At 73.0% G+C, this 23,528-nt stretch carries 7 protein-coding genes and 1 pseudogene; 1 reads left to right on the top strand and 7 read right to left on the bottom strand.

Annotation, left to right across the window (positions count from 1 at the left end; genetic code table 11):
• Positions 1 to 103 precede the first annotated feature (103 nt).
• Positions 104 to 607 (bottom strand): type VII secretion system-associated protein, encoded by a 504-nt coding sequence (locus SD460_RS44955; protein ID WP_290051871.1) that lies wholly within the window; start codon positions 605 to 607, stop codon positions 104 to 106.
• Positions 597 to 14,168 (bottom strand): hypothetical protein, encoded by a 13,572-nt coding sequence (locus SD460_RS44960; RefSeq protein ID WP_318307728.1) that lies wholly within the window; start codon positions 14,166 to 14,168, stop codon positions 597 to 599. Before SD460_RS44960 ends, SD460_RS44955 begins: the two co-directional genes overlap by 11 nt.
• Positions 14,169 to 16,368: 2,200 nt before the next feature.
• Between SD460_RS44960 and SD460_RS44965 the strand changes: the two genes are divergently transcribed.
• Positions 16,369 to 16,653, top strand: coding sequence for a hypothetical protein (locus SD460_RS44965; RefSeq protein ID WP_318307729.1), 285 nt, complete (start codon positions 16,369 to 16,371; stop codon positions 16,651 to 16,653).
• Here the strand turns inward: SD460_RS44965 and SD460_RS47105 are convergent.
• From SD460_RS47105 to SD460_RS44985, 5 genes and pseudogenes are all read right to left on the bottom strand, one after another.
• Positions 16,557 to 16,898: pseudogene (locus SD460_RS47105) on the bottom strand (WXG100-like domain-containing protein); the annotation flags it as partial. The gene SD460_RS44965 and the pseudogene SD460_RS47105 overlap by 97 nt on opposite strands.
• A gap of 16 nt (positions 16,899 to 16,914) precedes the next feature.
• Positions 16,915 to 17,283: a hypothetical protein gene (locus SD460_RS44970; RefSeq protein WP_290063094.1), complete on the bottom strand. Its 369-nt coding sequence runs from the start codon at positions 17,281 to 17,283 to the stop codon at positions 16,915 to 16,917.
• Entirely contained in the window at positions 17,276 to 17,677 is a 402-nt protein-coding gene (locus SD460_RS44975; RefSeq protein ID WP_318307730.1) for a YbaB/EbfC family nucleoid-associated protein, read from the bottom strand. Before SD460_RS44975 ends, SD460_RS44970 begins: the two co-directional genes overlap by 8 nt.
• A 10-nt stretch (positions 17,678 to 17,687) precedes the next feature.
• Positions 17,688 to 20,720, bottom strand: coding sequence for a right-handed parallel beta-helix repeat-containing protein (locus SD460_RS44980; protein WP_318307731.1), 3,033 nt, complete (start codon positions 20,718 to 20,720; stop codon positions 17,688 to 17,690).
• A 16-nt stretch (positions 20,721 to 20,736) separates the two neighbouring features.
• A complete protein-coding gene (locus SD460_RS44985) occupies positions 20,737 to 23,520 on the bottom strand; it encodes a hypothetical protein (RefSeq protein ID WP_318307732.1) in 2,784 nt (927 codons plus the stop codon).
• Positions 23,521 to 23,528 lie beyond the last annotated feature (8 nt).

Below are 23,528 nucleotides of genomic sequence, written 5' to 3' on the forward strand. Positions count from 1 at the left end.
AGCAGCACGATCCGGCTGTTTGACGCCGGCGGCGGCCTGCGCCGCCGCCACACCGCCTACCGCCCAGGTGCGAAGCAGTGCCTTTCTCGTCGAGGTGCCGCGGTCAGGTGCGCGTGAGATCCCGGACGGTCTGCGCGGGCAGCCGGGTGCAGCCGGGGGCTCCCGGGTTGAGCAGCAGGTCCGTGCCCGGCCGCTCGGCCAGCAGCTCCGCCAGCTCCGCCGCGTCCACCGCTCGCCAGCCCGCTGTCCGGACGCGGCCGCGGTGGGTGGGGGCCGTCGCCGCCAGCAGGCAGGGCACCCCGTCCGGTGACGGCGCTGTCAGGGGCGCGCCCGCCGCGTCCAGGGCCAGCGCCGGGCGAGCCCGGCGGAACACCGACGCCACTTGGGCGAACTCCGCGTCACCGGCCGCGAGCAGGCGCAAGACCGCGTCCAGGGGGTCCGCCGGGCTGTCCGGGCCCGACGGCTCGTACGCGGGATTCGGCTCGAACGCGCCGATCGAGCCGTCCGCCGAGGTGAGCCAGCCGCCGACCACGTGGGTGCGGTCGGGGGCCGACGGCTCCGGCCGCCACGCCGGGTCGATCAGCAGGACCCACTTCTCAGCCGTCATCGCCCAGTCCTCCCACCGCGGCCGTCAGCCGGGCCGATCGTTCCGACGCCGCCTTCTCCTGCTCCTGGTAGCGTCGCACGCCTTCCGCGATCCGCCACCGGTAGAGCCACGCGAGGTTCGTGACCCGGAACCGCCGCATCAGCCACAGCGCCCGCCGAGTGACGTCGACGCGGGCTGTCCCGTCCAGCACCCCGCGCACGGCTTCGCGCAGGACTCCGGTCGGCAGTTCCACATCGGACAGCTGCCCGAGCACCGCCGCGACCGCACCGGCGCGGGTCTCGGCGTCCGGCGCGGCCAGGACGGCGTCCAGCGCGACCGTCACCAGCCCCGGCCGCAGCGCGCCGTGCCGGGCCAGCGCGTCGACGGCGTCCGCCGCGGCGCCGACGTCCAGGCCCTCGGCGATTCGGGCCGCGATGTCCAGGACGTCGTCCCGGCCGGTGACGACGTCGGTGACGCCGTGCAGCTGCAGGAGGGCGAACTCCTCGGCGAGCCCGGCCGCGGCGGCCGGGTCCGCCGCACCGTCGAGCACGAACGGCGCCACCCCGGGCGGGGTCAACGCCCGCAGCTCCGCCTGGACGTCCGCCACAAGGGCGCCGGGCACGGCCGGCGCGGGCAAGCCGTCGCCCAGGTGCTCCACAATGGACTCCGCCAGCGCACGGGCCGTGTCCACTTCGGACCCACCCGGGCCCAGCGGCCGGTACACGAGGCCGTCCCGCCACTCGCCCTTGCCCATCGCCGGGAAGAAGTCCCGGACGGACACCCCGACCGGCCGCCACTTCCCCGACGTCGCGTCGAACTTCCGGTCGACGACGTGGGTGGCGCCGGCGAAGTCGGGTGAACCCGCCATGGCGGCCAGCACGGACGTCCACAGTAGACCGGGATTCTCGTGGGAAGCCACGGCGTCCGCGACCGCGTCCAGCCGCACCACCGGCAGGCCGTCCCGGAGCCGCCCGACGATCTCCCCGACCGCCGGGTCGACCCGCAGCCGCGTCGAAGCGAAGGAAATGTCGACGTATCCCCCTTCGCCGCCGCGGATCTTCACCGGCACCCGCGCCAGGACGTCGTGCGCGAGCGCCGCGCCGAGGTGTCCGGCCAGGGTCTTCGCGACGGCGCCGGCGCCGGTCCCCGAAAGGCTGATGGCGGGCAGGGAGCCCTCGCCGGTGTCGGCCACGAGCACCGCCTGCGCCAGTTCCCGCGCGCCGGTCGCCAGGTCGGCGTCCCGGTACCCGAGGTGCCGGTCGACGACCGCCCGGATCAGGTCCGGCCGCTCGTGCTGAGCCAGCACCGGCCCAGGATCGCGCAGGGCGAGCGTCGTCGCGACGGCTTCCCGCACCACCTCGAGGGTCCGGGCGCGGTCGGCCAGCGGCACCGGTCCCGCGGCGGGTTCCGGACGCGCGTACCGCCAGTCCTTGGCCACGGCGCCGGCCAGCTCGTCAACGACCGCGCCGCCGTCGACGGGCTGCCCGAAGGTCGTCCAGTGCCCGCCGCGGACGACGGCCGTGAACGCGTCGTCGGTGGCGCCGAACAGCGGCGCCGAGGGTTCGCCGGGCCCGCGGCGGTTGGCGAGCACCGAGTCCGTCGCCGCGTGCACCGGGCCGCCGAAGGCCGCGTGGAAGTCGTGCGCGACCCCGCCCGGTCCGGGACGGCGCCCGGCCGCGCACGGGAACAGCGTCACCGATTCCGGTTGTGTCGCAACGAAAGCCGGGGACGCCGTGACCAAGCGAGCGAGCGTGGTTCCGTCGACGAACACCGCGCGCCGTTCGCCGTCGACGTCGGCGAAGACCTTCGTTCGGGTCTCCTCGCCGTGCCCGGTGACGAGGAATGTCTTCCCCCGCGCCAGTTCGTCCGCCCACGGCGCGCGGACCAGCACGCCGCCCTCCCCCGGGCCCCGGCCGCGCAACGACGGCCGCGTGCCGGCGGCGAACTCGCGCATCTCGTCCGGCTCCGCCTCGACGAGGAGGTTCTCCCCCGTGGTCTGCGAAAGCCAGGCCTGCACCTTCGCCGCCTCGGCCGGTTCGAGGAAGCTCACCCCGCGGACCTCGCCGGCGGAGTCCAGCAGCGGGGTCGCGACGGGCGCGTCGAACTCGACCGACGTCCCCGGCCGGTCGGCCGGTTCGCCGGTGAACCGCGGGCCGAAGGTCGCGAAGTGCCCGCCGTCGGTCACGGTCGTGAAGCCGCGGGCGGCGCCGGTCGCCTGGCCGAGCGTCGCCGACGGACGGCCGAACAGCGCCGGCTCGGTGGGCGCGTGCACCCGCAGCGGGCCACCCAGGTCGGCCAGCGCGCGCTGGAAGTCGTGGGCGACGCCGCCCGGGCCGTCGAGCTTGCCGGTGCTGCAAGCGATGAGCGTGACCGACGGCCGCGCGGACCCTGCCGCCTGTGCGAACGGTTTCGACGCGGCGAGGATCTTGGCGAACGCGGCGCCGTCGACCCGCACGGTGCGCCCGCCGAGCAGCGTGAGCTTCACCGACTGCGGCCGGCCGTGGGCCATGACGAACAACGTGCTCGAATCCCACGGCGCCGGGGCCTGCGTCGCCCATTCTCCGAACGCGCGACCGTGCAGGTCCGGTTTCGCGCCGTCCCGGAGCAGCCGCGTGGTCCGCTCCGGCGTCGCGCCTTCGGGCAGCGAGCCGACGGTGTCCGCGTGGTCGTCCGCCCAGTCGCGTTCGATGTCCGCGGTGTGCTCGGCGGCGGGCAGGAACGACACCGCGACGACCCGGCCGGACCGGTCGGTGACCGGGCGGGCCTCGATCTGCGAGACGTCGAAGTCGTACGGCAGGCCGGTCCCGGTGTCGAGACCGGTGACGGTGTCCTGCGCCAGCACGGCGTCCACAGTGGACGGGTCGAACGCGTCGAGCCGCCGGTCCAGCTCGCGCTTGGCGTCCCACCAGGCCTGCCGGGCTTCGTCGGCCCGGCGGCGGGCTTCGGCGACCTCGTCGAGCGCGGCCTCGCGGCGGGAAACCTGGTCGGCGCGGTCGTTGCGGTGGTCGTCGAGCACGGCGGCGAGACGTTCGGCGCGGTCCTGGGCGGCGCCGCGCGCCCGGGTCAGCTCGGGCTGCTCGGCCCGGACCGCGGCCGCGTCTTCCAGGGCCTTGCCGCGCGTGCCGAGGAACCCGCGCTGCTCGGCCGAGCCGGGTTCGGCGGCCGCGGCGAGGGTCAGCGCCTGATCGGCGACGTCGTTCAGCCGGGAGATTTCCGCGTTGCCCGCCCGCAGTCGCGCGCCCGCGTCCCGCGCGTCGGTTTCCGCCACGGCCAGCGCGTCCCGTAGTGCCCGCACGGCGTCGCCCGAGGTGTCGACGCCGAGCGCCGGGCCGTCTTCGGTCAGCTTCCGCGAGCCCTCCTGCTGGTCGAGCCAGCGGTCGTCGGCGCGGCGCTGAGCCTGGTCGACGGCCTCTTCGGCGGTCCGCCACGCCTCGGCGGCGTCCTTCACCGCGTCCTGGGCCTGGCTCAGGGTGTCCGGCAGCTTCGTCTTCAGGAACGCCTCGACATCGGCGTCGGTCATCCGGACCAGCGCCGACGACGGCACCTTCACCTCGACGGCCGCGGTCCGCCCGCCGCCGAGGTCGGCGACCACGCGGTACTCGACGTCGAAGCCGACCAGCCCGGTGCGGCCCTTCGGCTTGCCGGTCACCGACGGGTCCCCGGCCGACGTCGACGACGTCGGCTCGGTGGTCGGGTCGGGCGAGCGCGTGTCGAGGCCGCCCCACGAGTGCGCGTTCTGCGCGGTGTCCGTGATGCCGCCACCGCCGAGGTTGTGCTGCTGTTCGGAACTGGACGACGCCTTGGCCTCGCCGGTGAAGCTCGCCGTCTCGGTGGCCGAGTGCTCCAGTTTCACGCTGTCGCTGAGCCCGGTGAGCTTCGGGTTGACGACCCGCGCGTACACCTTCACCGTGCCGTGGCCGGACCGCAGCACGGCGGCCTCGTGCAGCTCGGGGACGTGCAGCGGGCCCTTGACCAGCTCGGGCAGGTGGGCTTGAAGCATCTCGTTGGTGAGGGCGGGCGCGAGGGTGGTCGTGTCGAGCAGGCCGTCGCGGGCCCCGGCGGTCCGCAGTGCCTGCCGGGCGGCGGCGCGCACCTCGGCGGCGCCGCGCAGGCCTTCGGTCGTCGCCGACGGCGGCAGGGCACCGTGGCCGCCGTCCTGCCAGGTCCTGAGGTCGGCGTCGGTGAAGGCCTTGACGTTCGTCGCCGCCGCGTTGTGGTCCGTCGAGGCCGGACCGGTGCTGATCTTCTGGTCGTCGGCCGCCGCCCGGACCACGACATCGGCGTCCTGCGACGTGACCGGGAACGTCTTGCCGCCGCGCGTGACGACCAGCTCGAAGGTCATCCGCGCGCGGTACCGCACCGAGGGCCCGCTCGACGACGCCGTTTTCGACGTCGTCTTCGTCCCGGTCGCGGTCGTCTGGTCACTCTTGGTCCGGGTGCCGGACACTCCCTTGTAGACACCGTCGTAGCCGCTGACCTTCGGGTGGCTGTCGGAGAACAAACCGCGGCCGGCGCCGCGAACCTGGCCGCCGTAGGACGACCCGTGGCCCGCGGTCTCCTTGGCCGTCGAGGTCGCGGTGAGGGCGTGGTCGATCTCGCTGCCGTCGTGGGCGACGTCCAGGAATTCGGTTTCGGTGACGCGCGCCTTCAGCAGCACCTGATAAGTGTCGGTGGTGACGACGCCCGGGTCGTGCAGGACCAGCGGCACGCCGCCGTCGAGCGCACCGTCCACAAGAGACGTGACGCTCTCCGGGGACGCCGTGTCCAGCATCCGCTGCAGGTTGTTCATCGAGTCGTCGAGCACGGACTTCGGCAGCAACGCCTCGCCGGTCTTGCCGAGCGACGCGCGCGTGTCCCGGATCAGGCCGCTCAGGTCCGGCGCGTCCTCGACGACGGCCACGCCCAGCGCGCTGGACGTGCCGCCGACCAGCGCGGGCGCGGTGAGCGTGCCCGGCGCCGGGGTCCGCGGCTCGACCGGCGGCAGCAGGCCCTGCTCGCGAGCCTGGTCCTCGGTCATCCGGACGAACACCGCGCCCGGCAGCTTGACGTCCGCCCCGGCGCGCGACTTGCCGCCGTTGACGATGCTCTCCTGCCGCGTCTCGGCGACGAGCCGCACGTCGGCGTCGTACTGCACGAGCACGGTCCGGCTGTCCGAGGACGCGCGGCGGACGTGGTCGACGCTCGCGCTCAGTTCGGCCGACGAGCCCTTCGTGCGGCTCCACGGGCTCCACTTGGCCGAGGTGTAGAGCTGGCCCTGGCCGTGCGGGTCGCCGCCGTCGGGCCGGATGGTCATGCCGAACTGGACGTTGGCCTCGACCGCCTGCTTGCGGGACTTCTCGGAGCCCGCCTTGGCGCCGCCGGCGTACGTCGTGTCGCTGCCGCCCGCTTCCGACGTCAGCACGAGCTTCGGGTTGCTCAGCCCGACGTTCATCCCGAGCCCGCCGACGCGGTCGGCGACCCGGCGTTCGTAGCGGAACCCGCCCGAGCGCGCGCCCTGGCGGAGGAACCGCGGCAGGCCGGAGCGGAACGCCTGCGGGGTGAACATCCGGTCGATCCGCTTGCGGGCCTCGCCGCCGGGCAGGCCGAGGACGCCGTCGCCGCCCGCGGCCCGCTCGAGCTGCCGGACGGCCTCATCCCGAAGCGCCTCGGTGTTCGCGACGGCTTCGACGTGCAGGAACTTCGGGGCGGGCGGCCGGGCGGCCCCGAGCAGCACGTCCAGCTTCGGCGCAGTTTCGAGGTCGGTGACCGACGGCTTCCCGGGGGCGAACCGCGCCGGATCGGCCTTGGGCGCCGAGCCGTCGCTGACCCAGAGGTCGACCTGACCGGAGATCTTCGGCAGGCCGGCACCGGTTTTGGCCACTGTGGACACTCGCGGCGTCTGGCGGAAGGGCGAGCCGGGCGTCAGCTTCTTCACCCACGGGCGGTGGCGGGTGTGGCTGGTGATCTCGACTTCGAACTCGACGTCGTGCGCGAAGACCTGCGCGTCCGGGCTGCCGCCGATGCCGGTGGTCACCGTCGTGGTCGGCCCGCCGGAGTTCTTCCACGTCGTGGTGTCGGAGTACTGCACCGGCGTGACGGTCGGGCTGATGCCCAGCGACGTCAACGGCGTCGTGTTCGGGATCATCATCCGGCCCTCGAGGCCGACGCTCCAGCCCTTCTCGATCGTGGTGCTGCTGGTCAACGTGGGCGAGCTGACGGTGCTGCCCTTGACCGAGCGACCGGTGGCCTGGCCGAGGTGGCGGCCCGGCGACAGCTTCGCCTTGACCGTGACGCTGAGGTACTCGTCGGTGAAGAGCCCGCGGCGCTTGAGCTGCGTCGACACGCCCGGCCCGAGCAGATCGTCCATCTTGGACCGCAGCGCGGCGGGCGAGAAGTTCGCGGTGAGCTTGCGGAGGTTGCCGAGGCGCTCGGCGGCATCGGCACCGGAGCCCTTCGAGACATCGCGCTGGAACTTGTCGAACCGCGGGAGGAACTTCGCGAAGCCCGGGCGTTCGCGCAGCGCGGTCTCGATCTGGGCCTGCACCTTCGTCGCCGGCGTGAAGGTGCCCGCGCGGACGTGCCCGGCCGCCGCGGCGGCGGCGAGGTACGGCGGCTCGAACCGCTTCTCCCCCGGCGTCACCTTGTCGCGGGTGCCGTCCGGCACCGGCAAGCCCTGCGCTTTCGCTTCCGGCAGTCCCATTCGGACATACGCGGTCGCGGGCACGGTGACGGTTTCACCGCTGGACGTCGTCACCGCGAGGTCGACGGTCACCTTGTACAGCCCGATGTCGCCCTTGGCGTTCAGGTTCGTCTTGGTGGTGCCGCTCGTGCCGCTCTGCGAGGTCTGCGTGACCTTCGCCGACGCGCTCGCGCTGACGCCCGCGACCCCGCCCGTGGCCCCGGGGATGTAGGCGCCGCCACCGAAGATCCCGCTGATTTCGCCGCCGGACTTCGACGCCGCCGCGGTGCTCCCGCCGCTGACGGCGGAGTCGGTGAGCTTCACCTCGGAGTCGCCGGGCACGGTGCCGAGCAGTTCGACGCCGGTCGGCTTCGCCCGCAGTTCGACGGCCTCGCGGTAGCTCCCGTGCGGGCTGAACAGGTCGTTCGACACCACCGGTGACCCGGACAGCGCGGTGCCGAGCACCTGCCGCAGGCCGGCGCCGCTGACGAAGTCGCGCAACGCCGTGCGGCCCGGCGCGCCGAACTTCGTCACCGACGGGTGCAGCTTGCCGCTGACCTGGTCGAAGAATGCCTGCTCGTCGAGCAGCACGGCCTCCGGGGCGAGGAACTCGACGCGTTCGGCCCAGTCGTCGCGCGGGATCGCGTCCGGGGTGTCGTGCGTCTCCAGCCCGGCGAGGTCGGTCGGTACGAGGAGTCGGACGCTACCGTCCACTTCGGACCCGGTCTGTCCACCGGTCGGGGTGGTGACGGTGATCCGGTACTTCACCGGGACGTCGGCGCGGTGCAGGTCACCGGCGGAGCGGATCACCCGCTGCTCGGTGCCGGTGCTGGTCGAGGTGTGCTCGATCGCAGGCGACGCGAGCTGGGCCGACACGCCGACCGAGGCGTAGGGCCCGGCCGGGAACAGCCAGAACGCGGACGTGGCGATACTGCCGGTCGTCGTGTCGGCGTTCGGGTCGCCGTGCGTGGTCTCGTTCTTGTTCGTGACGTCGCCGGCCGCGGGGGTGGCGTCGGTGATCCGGTCCGCGGCGAGGTTCGGCTCAGCCTGGACCCGGACCTCGAACCACTTCTCCCCCACCCGCACCATCGACGCCTTGCCCTGGCCGAGGAACGACTCGAAGCCGCCGCCCTTCAGGGACGCGGTGATGGCGTCGACGCCCTCGGGACGACCGTCGGCCAGCGGGCGCAGCAGCTGCTCGATCCGCGCGCCGACCTGCTCGGCACCCCGGACGTCGACCGGGGCGAGGGCACCGAGCGCCCGGCCGTCGCGCGCGTACTCGGGCAGCCGGGCCTGGAGGGGCCGGGTGTCCGGCGCGTCGTCGACCAGGACGTCGTCGCGGTGCGCCGGGTCCCAGCCGGCGACGAGCCGGTCGAAGAACTCGGCGCGCCGCGGCGCGTGCTGCCGGAGGTGGTCCCGGTCCAGGAAGTAGTACTTGGCCGTCTCGGCCATGTCCTCGTGGACGTTGGTCGCGCCGTACTTGCTGATCGGGCGCTCGCCGTCGAACGCGGGGTAACCGTCGGCGTCCCAGTGTCCGGTGTGGACGTTGAACTCGGCCTGGCTTCCCTTCACTTCCTTGAAGATCCGTTCGGCCGCCTTGCCGGACAGCTCGTTCTCGAGCCGGGTGAAGACGTCCGGGTTGGCCTGCGCCAGCCGGGTCACGAACTCCGAACGGCGCGGCGAGCGCGTCGCGAACCCGGCCGGGTCCAGCAGGTGCGACTTGAGGGCGGCCTTGAAGTCGGCGACGTCGTCGCGGATCTTCGGGTCGGCCGGCGCTTCGCCGCCGGGCTTGCGGTGCGGCGAGCCGTCGGGGTGCCAGCTGCCGACGTGCTTGCCGTAGTCGTCGAGGGCGTAGGAAAGCAGGCCGTGGGCGAGTTCGTGGGTGACCGTGCCTTCGATCCCGCGGTGGCCGCCGCCGAACTCCTTGTTGATCACGCCCATCGCGTAGAGGTTCACGGTCTGGTGGGAGGCGAGGTACTCCGCGCGGGCGGTCGGCGCGATCTGGCCGCGTTCGACGCCGAACGACACGGCCGCGAAGTGCCTGACCTCCTGCTCGGCGTGCGCCCGGCTGGAGGTCGCCCGGCGCTCGCCGAGGATCGGCGCGTAGTGCTTCAGGGCGTCGTCGATCGCGCGGGTCTCGTTCTCGCTGAACTCGCGCGGCTTGACGCGGGCCAGCACGGTCGGCTTGGCCTGCGGGTTCGTCTCGTGCACGGCCCGGACCCCGCGCGCCGAGTCCCGGTCGGTGCCGTCGGGGCCGGGATCGGCGTCCCCGACCAGCACGCTCCCGTCGTGCACGGCGTCGTCGAAGAGCTTGGCCAGTTCCTGGTACTTCTGTTCGTACGGCGTCTTCCCGCCGTCGCGGGGTTCGTTCGAGTAGGCGAACCGGTGCTCGCCCGGGACCTTGACGTGGTCGCCGTGCTCGACGGCCAGGCCGGTCAGCTTGTCGTAGCCGCTCTGGACTTCGCCCGTGGTGTCGTTGACGAACTTCGCCTGCGGGCTGTAGGAGGAGAAGTCCGCCTGGTAGTACTGGTGGAACTCGCGGAACAGGTCACGGACGTCGGACGCGCTCGGCGTCCGGCCGTCGGGCGTCTTCGCCTGGTGCGCGAGTGCCTTGACGAAGTCGTGAACGTCCTTTGCGGACACGCCCAGGTCACGGAAGTAGAAGCCGAACGGGTCGGAGTCGACGAACTGGCGGGCGATCTCGAAGTCGCGCTGGTTCGCCCACAGTCCTTCGTGGCGGTTCATCTGCTTGACCGCGCCGCGGTGCTCGGGCTCGCGGTCGTGGCTGACCTGGGCGTCGCCGTACTGGTTCTTCGAGTTCACCTTGTCGGCGTCGTGGAAGAGGATCGCCTTCGCGATCGCGTCCCGCGAGACGAACCGCCCGGCGTCCGGCTGGCCTTGGGTGAGCTTGAGGTACTGGTTGAGCACCATCTGCGCGTGCTCGCCGAAGGTGTTCGGCTTGCTCTGGCCCGGCGCGCGGTCCGGGCGGCCGTCGGCTTGCGGCTTGACGGTCTCGGCGAACTTGCGCGCGGCCGGCTCGTCCACACTGGACACGAGCCGGTCCAGGATCTTCTTGGCGGACCGCGGGTTTGGGTCGGCCAGCTCGTCGTGGATGGCCGAGGTGAGGTCGCGGCCCGCCTCCTGGTGCCGGGCGAACACCGCCGGGTCGTTCTTCTGCGTGTAGCCGAGGGTGTGCTCGGCCTGCCAGCGGCCGAACTCGTTCGCGAACGGCGTGCCCTCGATGCCGTGGTCGGCCAGGTCGGTTTCGCGGGTGTCGAAGTCGGCCTTGATCCGGCGCTCGTCGGTGGCGATGGCCGCGCCGATCTCGGCCTGCGTCGCGAAGTCGGGCAGCCGGTCCATGAAGGCGTCGGCGTCTTCGTGGGTGACGGGGTCGAACCGGGCGTTCTTCAGCAGGTCCGGGTCGCGCACCTCCGGGCCGACGGCGGCCGCGAGGTTCTTCCGGAAGCCGGGGTCGGCGAGCTTGCCCGCGTTCTTGCGGGCCAGCTCCTTGGCGAGCGCGTCCGCGACGTCGTTCTGCTTGGCCTGGAAGTGCGCGCGCAGGGCGTCGGCGTCGAGGCCGACCAGCGACGTCTTGGTGACCGGGTGCATCGCCTTGGGCACGACCTGGGCCTTGAGCTGCGCGGCGAAGACGTCCGGGGCGATGGTGACGCCCGGCTTGGCGAGCAGCGTCTTGAGGTCCGGGTTCTTCGTGAGGTCGTCGGCGATCCCCTTGGTGAAGGCTTCGGCGCGCTTGCCGCTCAGGTACCCGCGTTTGCCCTGCGGGACCTGGTCGAGCCGGGTACCGGGGTCACCCTTGAGCCCGTCGAAGTGCGCGCGGACGACCTGGTGGACGATCTTGGCGACGTCCGGCCCGAACGTTCCGGTGTCGCCGAGTTCGCCGGTCAGGCGGTCGGTCACGGCCTTCGTGACGATGTCCGCGGCTTTCGCCGGGACCTGCGGATCGGCGTCCATCGCGGCGCGGATGTTCTCGAGGGTGTCGCGCCGGGCGTTCGGCGTGGCCTCGGCGAGGACCTGGTTCGGGAGCTTGAGGCTGTCCTTGACCTCGCTCAGGATCGTGTCCTTCAGCTCCTTCGAGCCCACGGGGACGCCGTTCGTAGCGTGCTGGTGAACGGCGGTGTCGATGGCGGCGCCGATGCCGTCGGCGAGCTGCCCGACGGTGGCGCGGCCGGGACCGTGGGTGTTGAGGAAGACGTTCATGTCCTCGGTGCGCCGCGGCTTGCTGTCCGCGGCTTCCTTGGTGACGACGTCGGGAATGCTGTCCGCGGCCGGGCTGAAGAACGACTCCGGTGAGTTCTTCCAGGTGTGGTAGTGGTTTCCGAGCGTCCGGGCGAGTCCGCGCAGCGCGGCGGGGTCGTTGCGGAAGTACTTGCGGCCGTCCGGCGTCCAGCTGAACCACGGGTCGTTCTCGCGGCCGAGCGCGGCGGAGTCGAAGTCCGGGCGGAGGCCGAGCCGGTGGTAGAGGTCGGCGAGGTCTTCTTGGCGGCCCGCGACGTCCGGCAGCTGGTAGTCGTGCCCGCCCGGGGTGTACGTGACGAGGGAACCCTTGAGCGCTTGGTGCTGGAGCGCGTCGAAATCCCGGCCGCGCAACCCGAACTGGTTCGTGTCGCCGTTCTGGTCGACGTTCATCGAGAGGCTGTTGCCCTGCGACCGCGCCTCGACGGTGGCCTGCTCGCTGATCTTGGTGAACGTGTCGATCGGCACGAGGAACGACCGCAGGACCGGCTGCATCCCCGGCTTGCGGTTGACGTCGTGCTCGTACTTCGCGGTCCACTGCAGCGCCCGCAGCGGGCGGCCGCCACCGACCCAGAAGATCTTCGAACCCTCTTTGCCGTCCCCGCTGAACGGGTGAACGGTACCGTCGGCGTCCTGGTGGACGTCCTTGAACTCCGACCCGCGCGCGGCCGGGGTCAGGATCGCGGTGTAGAGGCGGACGTGGTGCTGCCCCTTGATCGTCTCGATCTCGAACTCGCCGCGATGGACGACCTTGCGTCCTTCTTCGGTGCGCAGGACCGTGGAGCCGGGGTAGCTCACTTGTGGACGTCCGATGTGGACGTTCTCTTTGGTGCCGAGGTAGGCCTGCTTTCCGTCGACCTCAGTTCGGACGATGTGGACCGGCCGGCCGGTCTCCGGACCGTGGCTGGTCCAGTTTCCGTTGCTGTCCAGGACGTGGACGTGCACGTCGGCGGCCTCGGCGAGAGCGTCGAAGTCGGTTTCGCCCCGGTGAGCGTCGAGGGCCGCGGTGATGCGGGCGTGCTCGTTCGGCGCGTTGTCGGACAGGCTGGCGGCGACGGCTTCACGGAAGTTGTCATGCGGCGTGCCCCCGTCGACGAACACGGGGTCCATGCCGTGCACACCGAGCAAGGTGTGCTGCGGCGGCGGCAGGACGCTGCGGTCGAGCACCTGACCGGGGTGCGGGTCGTCGATCCGGACGGTGTTGACGGTGACGGGCGCCTTGGCCGGATACTGGTGGGCGGACGGCGGCTTCGGTTGCCCCGACGGCGGTTCGGGGCGCGGCGCGGGCGTGACGCCGGGGTCGTTTCGGTAGTGATCACGGATCGGCGCGGTGTCCGAGATCTCCTGGAGTTTGGCGAGGTTCTGCTCGGTGAGCGTCGAGTCGGTCCACGCGTCGGGTCCCATGACGCCGGGCTGGTCGGCGCGGTGGAAGAGCAGGTGGTCGTCGTGGTAGCCCTCGCCGAGGCCGAGGTAGTGCATGACCTCGTGGGTGAGGCCGGTCTTGGCGTCGTGGACGTCCCAGTGCGTCTGGTCGGTCGGCCGCTTGCCGTCCACAGTGGAGTCGTGGACGTCGACCGGAACACCGCGCCGGTGGTCGGTGCGCCAGTCGTCGTCGACTGTCCCTTGTGGAGTTTTGACGTCGACGGTGACGTGCAGCACGTCGCCGCCGGGCAGCCGGTTGCCCCGGTTGACGGTGGCGTCGAGGTGTTCTTGCAGGTCCCGCGCGAGCTGCGCGCGGCTTTCGGGCGTCACCGAGCCGGAGTTCGAGGTCAGGTCGAGCGGGACGGTGAAGTCCCGCACCCAGCCACCATCGGCGGTTTCGTACCGGCGGACGTCGTAGCGGATCTGGGTGACGGCGCCGTCGAGTTCGCCGTCCTTGAAGCCGCCGTTCTCGAACTGCTGGGCAATGGACTTGGCGGGATCGAAGCGTTCGGAGACGAGCCGCGCGGGCGGCGCGGTGTCCCGTCGGCTGGTGTCGGTTTTCTTCGGCGCGTCCGGCTGCCCAGCCGTTTGGTGGGCCTTCCCGCCGTCGACCGCCGGCGCCGCGGCCGGGACGTGGCGCGGAGTGCTCACTGGGAGCGCGGAGTCGGTCTTGATCGGGGTGGCGGGGCGCTGACTCGGCATCGCGGCACCGGTATCGGCCTTACCCGACCCGGTCTCGGCCATCGGCTCCACACCGGCCTTCACCGAGCCCGCCGGCTGCGGACTAGGGTTGGTCGCCCCGCTGCTCGGCACGGGGTTGGTCGCACTCATCGGCTGCGGACCGAAGTCGCCCGGCCCGGCGTCGACCGAACTCGTCCCGGCCGCAGGCAGCGAGCCGGCCGTGGTCCTGCCCGCCCCGGTCACCGGCACCGAACCGGGGTTGGTCCTCCCGCTGCTCGGCCCGGGGTTGGTCACGCTCATCGGCTGCGGACCGAAGTCGCCCGGCCCGGCGTCGACCGAACTCGTCCCGGCCGCAGGCAGCGAGCCGGCGTTAGTCCTGCCCGCCCCGATCACCGGCACCGAACCAGGATTGGTCACCATACTGCTCGGCCCGGGGTTGGTCGCACTCGTCGGCTGCGGACCGGCATCGATCGCGCCCCGCTCCGCACCGGCCGGGGGAACGTTCACCGTGGCGTCGTCGCTGGTCGCGTTCGGCTGGGGGGTGGTCGGCGAGCCGGTCACGGTCACCCCGCCGACGCTGCCCGCCACCGGAGGCGGTGCCGGCGTCGAGACGTTCGTGCCGGGCCGAGCACGGTCCGCGGCCCCGTCCGGGGACGATCCCCGTGGGCCATCCCCGGTGGTGGACTTGTCGCCGGTGGTGGCCGGACCGCCGTTCGTCCCGGCCCCGGACGAGCCGTCCCCGGGCCGGTTCGTACCAAGCACAGGACCACCGGCGGCGGAGTTGGTGCCCGCCCCGGTGTCCGCCTTGCCGGCGCTCGGCCCCGGAGTGGCCCCGGCGTCCCCAACCGCCGGCGGGCGCACGCCGGCAGCCGTGCCGGGCTGGTCCGCCGTGCCGTGCCGGTCCGGGGAGCCGATGCCCGGAGCTTCGACGGGCGTCACGGCGCTCGAGCCGCCCGTGCCCAGGCCGGACGCGGGGCCGGCGCCCGGACCGTGCGCCCCGGAACCGGTGCCGGTGGAAGGTGCGCCGACACCCTGATCGACCGCGCCGTTGCCCGGACCGCCGTGGGCAGAGGGGTGGCCGTTGCCGGCTCCGCCGGTCGAGGTACCGGCACTGGCTCCCACGGTCCCGTTGAGACCACCGGCCGTGACGGCGGCGCCTCTGGAGCCTGTCGAGCCAAGTCCCGCACCGGAGTCACCGACGCCTCGCCCCGGCCCGGCGGTGCCTGGACCTGTCCCGGCCGAACCGGTGCCACTGGTCCCAGGCCCGGTGCTGGCCCCGGCCGAACCCGGACCGCCAAGCCCGGCACCAGTCCCCACCGACCCCGGCGCACCGATACTGGTTCCGCCCGGACCCGGCTGACCGGGCCCGGCACCCGTGCCGAGCTCACGACCAGGGCCCGAGGCGGATTCACCAGGCCCGGTACCGGCACCATCCGACCCGGACTGACCGGCGCCGGTTCCACCCGAACCTGGCTGACCAACCCCGGCGCCCGTCCCAGCCATCGCAGAGCCAGCGCCACCCGAGGTCGCCTCACCAGCACCAGTTCCACTCGAACCCGGCAGACCAACCCCCGCACCCGTCCCGGCCACAGCAGAGCCGGTACCACCCGCGGCGGACTGACCGGCGCCGCTGTCATAGCCGCCCGAGCCGACTTGGGCACCCGGTCCCGTGGTGCCCGGGGCACCGGACTGGCCGGGAGCCAACGGGCCGGCGCCCGTCTCTGCCTCGTTCGAACCCTGCGCCCCGGAACCGACGTTCGCGCCACCCGGCCCCGCGCCGGTTCCCTGGCCGTTCGCACCGGAACCCGCTCCAGCCGAACCGGAGCCGGCCGCCAGCCCGGCTCCTCCGTTGCTCGCCCCGCCCGAAGTCGGTCCACCGGAACCCGTCTCGGCGCCAGAGCCCGCTCCGTTCGTACCCGGGCCGCCGGTCCCCGCGCCGGCACCCTGGGAGCCGGCACCCTGGTCACCGGCTCCCGCACCTGCGCCGGCCCCGTTCGAGCCGGAACCCCCAGCATCGGCCCCCGTGCCGGCCGAACCCGCCCCAGCCGAACCGGAACCACCAACACCGCCCCCCGCGCCGGCCGAACCGGAACCACCAGCACCCGAACCACCAGCACCGGAACCCACTCCAGCCGAACCGGGACCACCGGCACCGGCCCCCGTGCCTGCTGAACCAGAACCACCAGCCCCCGAACCACCGGCACCGGAACCCGCCTCAGCCGAGCCGGAACCGCCGGCACCAGAACCCGCCCCGGCCGAACCGGCCCCCGCCCCTCCCGAACCCCTACCGCCGCCCGCCCCGCTCACCCCACGTCCAGACCCGCCGGCCCCAGGTGCCGACGGCGCGTCGATCGGACCAACAACACCCTTGTCGAACCCGACGTCCCCCACATCCTTCGGCCCCGCGTCACCCGCCCCGCCCCCAGTCAACTTGTCGTGCAGCGACTCCCCAGCCTTGTGCGCCCCATGCGTGGCCGCCCCGCTCAACCCGCCGTTCAGCGCCCCCCAACCCAAACTGTCCAGATCACCACCGAAAGCCGCCGCCCCAGTGAGACCGACCACCACCTCCGTAGCCGCTTCGTTGCCCGCCTCGCCCCACACGTTCTTCGAGAACTTCGTGCCGAACTGGCCGTCGACCTTGCCCAGGCCCTTGCCCAGCCCGTGGGCGAACGCGCCACCCACCGCGCCCAGGGCCGCCGACTGGCCGATCGACTTCCAGTCGACCCCGTGCCGGTTGCCCTGGGCGATCTGGATGATCTGCGCCAGCATGTCCTCCGCGACCTCTTCGGCCGCTTCCTGCGCCGCCTCGCGGGCGATGCGGGCCAGCAGGCTCGTCAGGCGCTGGACGAGCGTGCGCTGCACCGTCACCACCGCGGTCCGGCCCGCCGCCATGATCTCCGGGACCAGCGGGGCCGTGAACGGGTTCGTCAACGCCCACAACACTTCCGCGGCCGTCACGGCGATCGAGATCAGCATGCCGTACTTGGCGTTCTCGATGTTCAGCGCCTGCTCCCGCAGCGACGCCGCCTGCGCGGTCGCGCGCTGGACGTAGTCCGCGCCCAACGTGCTCAGGTTCCGCGAGAACTCCGAGAAGTTGTGCTGGACGTCGCCGCCGACGTTCGCCGTCACGTGCTGCGAGAGCCGGTTGAACCCCTGGCCCGCCGCCGCGATGTCGCGGGCGACCTGGTCCCACTCGGCGGCCAGCTCGCGGAGCTTGTCCTCGTCGCCCTGCGGCCAGGCGTCACCCGCGATGATGTAGAAGATCCAGTTCAGGCTGGGATCCACCATCAGGCTCATCGCGGGCTCCGGAAACCTAGGCCGTCGGCGGCTTCGTGACGTCTTCCTGCAGCTGCAGGAAGCTCTTCTGCAGGTCGCGCGCCATGTCGAACGCTCCCTGGTCGGCCTCGCGGAACGAGCCGGCCATGTCACCGATCGCGTCGGACGTGCCGTCGACGGCCTTCGCCCACAGCCGAACGCCGTCGCGGATCTCGGCCACCGCCTTCATGTGCGTCTCGGCGAACGCGTTGCCGTTCTTGTCGTGGCCCGCCGCTTCGGAGACGCGGCCGGAGCTGCCGAGCGCCTGGATGCGCTGCATGAGCGCCTCCAGCTCGGTCGCCTTCTCGCGGTAGCCGTTGCGGCCGGTGTCCAGCCCGTCGGCGTCCACGAAGAACTGGTCAGTCATCCTCGGTCCTTCCTTCGAAGCCCGGCACGCGGGCGGCGAACAACGCTTGGACGTCGACCTTTCCGGCCATCAGGTCCTGCGCGGAGAACCCCGGCGGCAGCATCGGCGCGAGCTGTTCGGCGGACGCGTCGATCGCCTGCTGCCGCGCCTGTGCGATGGTCCGGACGATCACCCCGGCCAGCTCGACCGGCGCCATCCGCTTGTACGCGCTCGTCGGGAACGTCAGCTCGGTGACCTCGCCGGTGCGGCCGACGGTCGCGGTCACCTCGCGGCGCGCGGACGTCGCCGTGCCGGTGGCCTCGTCGATCCGTTCCTTGGCCGCGGTGAGGTTTTCACGCTGGCGCTGGTACGCGCCGAGCGCGTCCTCCAGCATCTTTTCGTAGGGCGATGCCATGATTCCTCCTTCAGCCGACCGAGGCCAGGCCCTGCCCGAGGGCGAGCGGCTCGACGTCCGGCGGGCGGACGGCGCGCAGGTCCGCCGCGGCCAGCGTGCGGGACGCCGCCGTGGCCGACAGCGTGCGGGCGAGCTCGTGCGCGGCGTGCACCGTCCGATCCGACGCCGCCGCGAGCTCGTGCGCCAGTGCGTCGCGGACGTCGCCGGGGACCTCGTGGCCACCTCGGACGAGCAGCCGCACGGCGATCTCGCCGAGTTCGTCCACTGTGTACTCCCCCAGTTCCCAGACCGCCGGGAACCGGTCCCGCAGTGACGGCACCAGCCCGGCGAGTGTCCGAACGCGACGCGGTTCGCCCGTCAGGACGACGACCGGGTCCGCGGGCCGGCGGCCGACCGTTTCAGCAAGTGCCTCCAGGACTTCGTGGCCGGAAGTGTGCACTGTGGACTCCCACTCACCGTCCAAATCGAGCACGAGCACGCCGCCGCGCGCGTCGTCCAGCGCGGTGCGGACCAGGTGTTCGGCCTGCCCTGGCCAGCGCGGCAGCAGGTCCTCGGCGACCGATCGCCGGACGAGCTGGCCGACGCCGACCAGCCCCAGTTCGGCGAGCCCCCGCGCGTACAGCCGCGCGAACTCCGCCCGGCCCGAGCCGCGCTCGCCGCTGAGCACGACGTTGGCTTCCTGGCCGAGCGGCTGACGGCCGTGCTTGAGCCCGCCGAGCCGGACGAGCAGGCGTTCGGCGTGCTCCCGGACCGTCTTCTGGCCGACGAGCCGGCGCAGCCGGTGCACGCTGTCCGCCGCGCCGACGGCGGCGGCCGGGTCGGTGCCCACCGACACCGCCGCCTGCACCGCCGCGGGCAGGTTCGCGAGCTCCGCCCGCAGGTCCTCGGCGGTCAGCCGGTTGAGCTCCGAGTCCTTCGACGGCGGCTGCAGCGCCAGGCGCGACGCCTGGTTGTTCACCATGGCCTCGAACAGCTTCCGCGCGACGCGGCCGTTGCCGAACGTCGAGTTCTTCGGCACCCGCTCGAAGTACTCGCGCAGCGTCGTCAGCGCGTCGTCGGTCAGCTCGTAGTAGTGCTTGCGGGTCAAGCCGGTGGTGATGGTGACCAGCTCGTCGACGCTGTAGTTCGGGAACTCGATGGTCCGCGTGAAGCGTGAAGCCAGACCTGGGTTGGACTCCAGGAAGACGTCCATCTGCTCGGAGTAGCCGGCGACGATCACGACGAGCGAGTCGCGCTGGTCCTCCATGATCTTCATCAGCGCGTCGATGGCCTCCTGGCCGAAGTCCGGCCCGGAGCCGCCGGAGCCCGCCGACAGCGTGTACGCCTCGTCGATGAACAGCACGCCGCCGATGGCCTTCTCGACGACCTCGGTGGTCTTGATCGCCGTCGAGCCGATGTACTGGCCGACGAGGTCCTGCCGCGCGACCTCGACCATGTGGCCCTTCGAGAGGATGCCCAGCTCCGCGAGCACCGTGCCGTAGAGCCGCGCGACCGTCGTCTTGCCGGTGCCGGGCGGGCCCGCGAAGACGAGATGCCGGCTCATCGGGGGCATCGGCAGCCCCATCCGCTCCCGCATCTGGGACATCCGGATGAGGTTGATCAGGCCGGTGACCTCCTTCTTCACCCCCGCCAGGCCGACCAGCGACTCCAATTCGCCGAGCGGGCCGTCGAGCACCTCGCCCGACGCGTCGCCGGCGCCGGGCTCGGGTGCCGCCGGCGACACCTCGGGCTCGACGGGCGTCGCGCCGTCGGTCTCGCATTCGGTGAGCGTGACGTTCGCGCCGTCTTCGGCCGAGATGCCGTCGCGCACGCGACAGCGCGACGCGGTGAGCGTGGCGCCGGGTGCGACCACGACCTCGTCGGCGATCTCGCAGTCCTGCAGCTCCGCCGTGGCGGTGATCCGGAACCCGCTGCCCCGCACGTGGAGATCGGTCCCGTTCAGCCACGACGATTCGGTGACCTCGACGGCGATCTCGCGTCCGGTCTCGACCGACGCGTCCATCAGGTCCAGCCGGGACTGTCCGGAAAGGACGATGCCCCGGCCGGCGAGCCGGAGCCCGGCGATGCGGACCTTCGCGTCGGCGGTGGCGAGCACGCCGGTCCGGGACGCGTCCCGCACGGTCGCGCGTTCGAAGTTCGGCGCGGCCTCGCCGTCGGCCAAGATCACGACCTGCGATTCCTCGAACGTGCAGTCCACGAAGTGCGGCGACGCGTTGCCGGTGACCTGCACGGCGTTGCGCTCCGCACCGGCGAACACGCATTCGCGCAGCACCGGCGCGGCCGACGCGGCGACGTGCACGGCCTGCATCGGCGCCGCCAGGAACCGGGAGTCCACAACGGACACCCGGCCTTCAGAAGTCAGGTACAGGTCGACGTTCGCGCTGTCGCGCACGGTCAGGCCGGTGATGGTGGCCCGGCCCTGCTGCTCGACGACCATCGCCGGCTTCTCGGCGCCGGTGATCTCGCACTGCTCGACCACGGCGACGGCCTCGCCGTTGACGCACACGCCGTTGCCCTTCGGCTGCCGGACGGCGCACCGGCGCAGCACGACCGAGCCGACCTCCGCGACGACGACGCCCGAGGACGCCGTGCCGGCGATTTCGGTGTCCTCGATGGTGCTCTGCGCCGGCGACGCGATGACGATCCCGGCCCCGGCGGTGCTGGTCACCGCGCAGCCGCGCAGGGCGAGGGAGCCTTGGAGGCGGGCGAGGAGCGTCGCCCAGGAGGCGCCGGTGACGCGGCAGCCGTCGAGGGCGGCCTCGCCGCGGACGACGTCGACCGCGACGAGCTTGCCGTCCTGCCCGGTGAGGGTGAAGCCGCGCAGCTGGACGGCTTCGGCGTTGGCCACCAGGACGCTGCCTTCGCGCGCGACGATCTCGACGTCGCCCTCCGCGACCAGCGAGACCATGCGGTCGACGACGAGGTTCTCCTCGTAGCGTCCGGAGTGGACGGTGATCGTGGCGCCGGGCTGAGCCAGTGCGAGCGCGGCACCGATCGTGGGGTGGCCGCCTTCGCCGCCGACCGTGAGCACCTGTCGGTTCATCAGTTCCGCCTCTCCCTCACACCAGCCCCGGCACGACGCCGAACCGCGCGGCGGCCGCCGTCGCGATCGGTGTGCGGCCGTCCGTCTCGGCCCACGTCTCGAGTTCGCGCCGCAGCGACTCGAGCGCCAGTTCGTCGAGCGAGATCCGGTCGGCGGCGACCCGGCCGGTCTCGTCCACCTCGCTCACGGTCAGTTCCCGCAGCAGCACCAGGCCGCGTTCGGTGCCGGTGGGTTCGGTGATTTCGAGGATCTTGAAGCTGGTGCCCGGCACGAAGAGCGCGCGGTTGGCGACGCTGTCGTCCGGTTCCAGCAGCTTCGTCCGGCGGGCGGTGACCGACCAGACGAGGATGTCGGTGTCACCGTCCGATGTGGACATCGGGGTGGTCGTGGTGTGCAGGAAACCCCACTCGGTGAGCACTTTCCGGGTCCGGTAGAGCGCCCACTGCGCGGCGGTCGGGCTGGTCGTGAAGCTCGCGGGCCCCCGGTGCGAGGGCAGCCGCCCGAGCCCGGCGACGACGCAGCGCGCGATCGGCACGTGCGGCCCGCTGCGCCCGGCCCGCAGCCCGGCGTCGACGGCCGCGCCCTTGGCCGAGAGGTAGAGCTGCACGGCGACGGCATCGGTGAGCACATCGGCCGGCGACGCGGCGAGCGCACCCTGGAAACCGGGGTGTTCGGAGAGGATCCGCGCGGCGGCGTTGGACATCAGGCCGTATTCGGCGCCGAGGGACTTGCGAAGCCACTCGCGTTCCTTGTCGACTCCGCGCTGGGGCACGAGGGCGGCGGCTTCGGCGGCGGGGGTGGGCTGCAGCCGGGCTTGGCTGGTACCGCCGCCCGCGACCTCGAGGGGCGAGGCCGCGGACGGCGGGGTCTCGGGGGTGCTCGCGTCTTGGCTGGTTGGGGGCTTCGCCGCGGGGGCGGGCGGGACCGTCGGCGGGGGTGCGGAGACGGCACTTGCGGGCGCGCCGGCGTGCGGAATCGCCGGGCCGGGATTCACCTCGGCCGAACCGGCGAGCGGCACGGCCGGCGGGGGCGTGGGAACGGCACCCGCACCGCCGGGCGCATTCGCCGGGCCGGGGCCGGCACCATCCGGACCACCGACGACACCGGCCGGCGGCACCGCCGGCGGCGGCGTAGGAACAGCACCACCGTCCGCCGGCGGAGCCTCCAGAGGCCGGGGCGTGGTCTCGCCGGCCGGAAGATCCGTCGCCGTGCTCCCGGTGACCTCGGACGGCGGCACCGCACCCCCCGAAACCGCCGTACCCGCCGCCCGGAGGCCCGCGGGCGGGACCGCTGGTGGCGGGAGCGGGACCGCCGGAGCTTCGGGCCGCGCGGTGGCGGCGGTGCCGGAGTCCACCCGGGCGGGCGGCGTGGTGACCGGCCCGTCGGAAACCGTCGCGACGCCCAGCTCCGCGCCAGCCGGAGCGACCCGCGCCGGAGCGGCCGTCGTGATCGTGACCGGCGACGAAGCGACCACCGCACCCGGGTCCAACCGCTCCGAGATGGTCTTCAGCGGCGGGGCCTCGAGCTGGGCCTGCGCGCGCCGCGGGGTCGCCGCCCTGGCTCGCTCCGCCAGCAGTGCCGATGCCGGGAGGATGCGGCTGAGGCGGCGGGTGTGGTCGTCGAGCCGGGCCAGGACGTCCTCGGCCAGGAAGCGCATGCGCTCGACCGCGTCGGACGGGGCGTCGTAGGTCAGGTTGTGCACCGTCGTGTCCAGCGTGACCCCGCGCAGCGCCTCCGCGGTCGGGCCGGCCGACGGCGGGCGCAGCAGGAGACCCGACTGGACGACCTCCAGCACCGCGTCCGGGGAGTACCAGTACACCGCGGGCTCGAGCTCCTTCAGCCCGGAGATCGGCGAGCGGTGGTCCAGCACCCGCGGCAGCGGCTGCCCCGGGACGTACGCCAGTTCGCGAACGAACGGTGCCCAGCCGAGGCTGCCGTCGTACCGCACCGTCCACACGTCGAGGTCGTGCGGGGTCCCGATCGGGATTCCGCTGTAGCACCCGATCTCGCGGTCCAGCAGATCCGCCAGCGCCTGCCCGAGCGTCTTCCCGGCGGGCACCGACATCGGGCCGTACTGGACGAAGCGGGCCTGGTGGCGCACGGGCTCCGGCAGGCGCATCCACAGCCGCGCCGCGTCGTCCATCGTCAGGGGCGGGCAGCCCGGGCAGCCGAGGACGATCGTCATCGTGTCCGGCAGCGCCGGCAGGCCGCGGATCAGCGCCGAGCGGTGGTGACCGAGCCGGCGGTCGACGCCCACCGGGCGGATCCAGAGACCGCCCGGCAACGGCTCGGCCACGCCGCGCGAGCTCGTCGACGTCAGCTCGGACGTGACGCCCGAATCCCAGGAGGGACGCGGGAAGCGCTTCGCCTCCCACTTCGGCGGCCGGCCCGGCTGGAACCGGACCCAGCCACTGCCGCGTCCACTGTGGACGAACAGGGCGCCGCCGGCGCTGGGGATCACCGAACCGTCCGGGGCGAGCACCGGACGGCCGATCCGCTCGGCCAGCCACTGGCCGGCCAGTGCCGACGTCTCGCGCGAGCGCCCGCCGATGACCAGGCGCACCCCGCGACGGCGCCGCGGCAGTGCCTTTGCCACCGACTCCCACAACGAGATCGGCGAATCCACCGGCAGGTCGACCACGACGAGGTCGTGCTCGGCGTCGGCGGCGACGCCCAGCGCGAGCGCCTGCGCCTCCTCCGTCATGCCGGTGGCGGGGTGCACGACCAGCGCGTTGCCGACCGTCTGCCGGCTCAGGTCGGTGTCCGGGCCGCCGCGGCGGCGCGTCAGCGAGAGATCCATGGTGACTC

Source organism: Amycolatopsis solani (genome assembly GCF_033441515.1).
Taxonomy (GTDB): Bacteria; Actinomycetota; Actinomycetes; order Mycobacteriales; family Pseudonocardiaceae; genus Amycolatopsis; species Amycolatopsis solani.

Bases quoted from the DNA above. Each gene is read 5' to 3' on its own strand.
- SD460_RS44955 (WP_290051871.1), bottom strand. From the start codon at position 607: ATGACGGCTGAGAAGTGGGTCCTGCTGATCGACCCGGCGTGGCGGCCG.
- SD460_RS44965 (WP_318307729.1), top strand. From the start codon at position 16,369: ATGTCCTCCGCGACCTCTTCGGCCGCTTCCTGCGCCGCCTCGCGGGCG.
- SD460_RS44970 (WP_290063094.1), bottom strand. From the start codon at position 17,283: ATGACTGACCAGTTCTTCGTGGACGCCGACGGGCTGGACACCGGCCGC.
- SD460_RS44975 (WP_318307730.1), bottom strand. From the start codon at position 17,677: ATGGCATCGCCCTACGAAAAGATGCTGGAGGACGCGCTCGGCGCGTAC.
- SD460_RS44980 (WP_318307731.1), bottom strand. From the start codon at position 20,720: ATGAACCGACAGGTGCTCACGGTCGGCGGCGAAGGCGGCCACCCCACG.
- SD460_RS44985 (WP_318307732.1), bottom strand. From the start codon at position 23,520: ATGGATCTCTCGCTGACGCGCCGCCGCGGCGGCCCGGACACCGACCTG.